The organism is Streptomyces sp. 13-12-16, from assembly GCF_002114215.1.
GTDB lineage: Bacteria > Actinomycetota > Actinomycetes > Streptomycetales > Streptomycetaceae > Streptomyces.
Window position 1 is genome coordinate 1 of sequence record NZ_NCTE01000506.1, and the last position, 2,902, is coordinate 2,902.

The window sequence follows — 2,902 nt, forward strand, 5'->3', positions numbered from 1 at the left end:
CCGGCGGGCGGCGTGCGTACGGGTCGCCGCGGCGGCCGAACCGGCCGAACCGGCCGAACCGGATTCCCCGCGGGACACTCCGGCCGACGGCCCGGGTGCGCGGCGGGACACGGCGGACGACGATCAGGATCCCCGACGGAAGACGGCAGCCGACGATCCTGACCCCCGACGGAAGACGGCAGCCGACGGCCCGGCCCCCCGGCCGGACAAGGCAACCGACGACTCCGACACCCGGCGCGGCACGACAACCGACGAGCCCTCCCCCCGGCCGAACACGACAGCCGACACACCGGCCCCCCAGCGGAACGCGGCGGACGGTGATCCGGGATCCCTGGAGGAAGCGAGGCCCAGTACCCCATGACCACCTCCACCACCCCCCTCCTCAGCGCCCAGGGTGTGCGCATCGCCTTCCCGGGACGGCACGGCGCACCGGACGCCCGTGCCGTGGACGGTGTCGACCTGGACATCCGTCCCGGTGAGATCGTCGCCCTGGTCGGCGAGTCGGGCTGCGGCAAGACGACGCTGGCCCGCGCCCTGCTGGGTCTGGTCGAGCCGACCGCGGGCCGAATCGCCTTCGGCGGACGGCCGCTGGAGTACTCCGGCCGCTCCCTGAAGGCGTACCGCAGGCGCGTGCAGCTGGTGCTGCAGGACCCGAGCGGCTCGCTCAACCCCCGGCACACGGTGTACGACGCGGTGGCCGAGGGGCTGCGCATCCACGGCCACGGCGGTGACGAGCGGGCCGCGGTCGCCGACGCCCTGTCCCAGGCCGGGCTGCGCCCGCCGGAGCGCTTCTTCCTGCGCTATCCGCACGAGCTGTCCGGCGGTCAGCGGCAGCGCGTGGTGATCGCGGGCGCGCTGGTGCTGGAGCCCGAACTCCTCGTCGCCGACGAGCCGGTGGCCTCGCTGGACGCGTCCGTGCGCGGGGAGATCCTGGCCCTGCTGCTACGGCTGCGCGCCGAACTGGGCCTGTCCGCGCTGGTCGTCACGCACGACCTCGGACTGGCCTGGAACATCGCCGACCGGGTCGCGGTGATGTACCTGGGCCGGATCGTGGAGACCGGGGCGGTGGAGCGGGTCCTGACGTCCCCCCGGCACCCGTACACCCGGGCCCTGCTGTCGGTCCTCCCCGAGGCGCCGGGTGAGCCGGTGGTCCTCACGGGCGAGCCCCCGGACCCGTCCCGCATCCCGTCCGGGTGCCGGTTCCACGCCCGCTGCCAGATCCTGGCGGGCGGCGAGGCGGACCGGGCGGGGGTGGCGGAGGCGTGCCGGGGCCGGGACCCGGAGATCCTCGACGGGGGCGGCACGGCCCAGGTGGCGTGCCACTGGGCGCACGCCCGGAAGAGCTGATCGGACCGGGCGGGGGCGGCGGGTCGAGTCGGAGGAGGCCGGTGGCGCCTTGCAGCCCGGGTGAGCGGGGGCGACGGGGCCTCCGCGCGAGCGGGAGCGAGCGTGGGGAGTCGGCAACCGACGACAACGCCGCCGGGCCCCTCTGGGGGGTGCGTGCCGGCCCCACGTCTCCGGCGTGATCCGCCGGACAGGCCCTACGGCTTCTCGGCCGCGGCCACGAGGGCCTTGCAGCGCTCGACGTCCTCGGCCATCTGCTCCAGCAGCGCCTCCAGCGTGTCGAACTTCGCCTGGCCGCGCACGAAGGCCAGGAAGTCGACGGCGACATGGAGGCCGTACAGGTCGAGGCCGACACGGTCGATGGCGTACGCCTCGACCGTGCGCTCGGTGCCGTCGAACTGGGGGTTGGTGCCGACGGAGATCGCGGCCGGCATGGCCTCGCCCTGGGCGTGCAGCCAGCCGGCGTAGACGCCGTCGGCGGGGATCGCGGTGTGCGGGAGGGTCTCGACGTTGGCCGTGGGGAAGCCCAGGTCGCGGCCGCGCTGAGCGCCCCGGACGACGACGCCCTCCACCCGGTGCGGGCGGCCCAGGATCTCGGCGGCGCCCTCGACCTCGCCCTCGGCGACCAGGCGGCGGGTGAGCGTGGAGGAGAACGGCTCGCCGCCGCCCGCCTCACCGCTCACGTACAGGTCGACGACCTCGACGTCGAAGTCGTAGATCCGGCCCTGCTCGGCGAGGAACTCCACGTTGCCCGCGGCCCTGTGGCCGAAGCGGAAGTTGGGGCCCTCGACGACCGCCTTGGCGTGCAGCTTGTCGACCAGCACCTTGACGACGAAGTCGGCGGCGGACAGCTTCGAGAACTCGGTGGTGAAGGGGAGGATCAGGACCGCGTCGACGCCGAGGCCGGCCATGAGTTCGGCGCGCCGGTGGTGCGGGGCGAGCAGCGGGGGGTGGCTGCCGGGGCGGACGACCTCGCTGGGGTGCGGGTCGAAGGTGACGACGACGGCGGGGACGCCGAGGTCCCGGGCGCGGTCCACGGCATGCCGGATGATCAGCTGGTGCCCGCGGTGCACTCCGTCGTAGGAGCCGATGGTGACGACGCTGCGCCCCCAGTCCTGGGGGATGTCCTCCAAGCCACGCCAGCGCTGCACTGTGCCTGCTCCTTGTCGAAACCTCGTCGAACGAACCCGAGTCCGTGGACTTCTCTGCGCAGCTCTAAGGGTGCCATGCCGCGTGCCGGGGGCCCGCATCGGCATGGGGGCTGTGTGACGGGGTGCACGTGCCGGCCGGGCGGGGTCAGGCGGGGACGACCGCTCCGGCCGGGTTCCCGATGGTCCGGCGGGTGGCGGGCCCGATCAGCGCGGACCACTCGCGTGGGGCGTCCGCCAGCCAGCCGGCCACGGCGGCGGCGAAGCCCGGCACATGGCTGCCCAGGTCGGCCAGGCAGCGGTCGAAGCGGGTGGCGCCCTCCGTGGTGCGCGCGAGGAGCAGCCCGGTGCGGTGGACGAGGACGCGCGGCTCGGGGCCGGTGTTCCGGGCCGCGGCGCGCAGCACCGCC

At 75.0% G+C, this 2,902-nt stretch carries 3 protein-coding genes; 1 reads left to right on the plus strand and 2 read right to left on the minus strand.

Features of this window, described 5'->3' with window-relative positions:
- Positions 1 to 357 precede the first annotated feature (357 nt).
- Positions 358 to 1,347 carry an ABC transporter ATP-binding protein gene (locus B7767_RS20360; RefSeq protein ID WP_085573449.1) on the plus strand — a complete coding sequence of 330 codons (990 nt, stop codon included), beginning with the start codon at positions 358 to 360 and terminating at the stop codon, positions 1,345 to 1,347.
- Between the two features lie 194 nt (positions 1,348 to 1,541).
- Here B7767_RS20360 and B7767_RS20365 read toward each other — a convergent pair whose 3' ends face one another.
- Positions 1,542 to 2,495 (minus strand): bifunctional riboflavin kinase/FAD synthetase, encoded by a 954-nt coding sequence (locus B7767_RS20365; protein ID WP_085573450.1) that lies wholly within the window; start codon positions 2,493 to 2,495, stop codon positions 1,542 to 1,544.
- Between the two features lie 145 nt (positions 2,496 to 2,640).
- A partial coding sequence (locus tag B7767_RS20370; RefSeq protein ID WP_143652562.1) for a hypothetical protein occupies positions 2,641 to 2,902 on the minus strand: 262 nt, incomplete at its 5' end.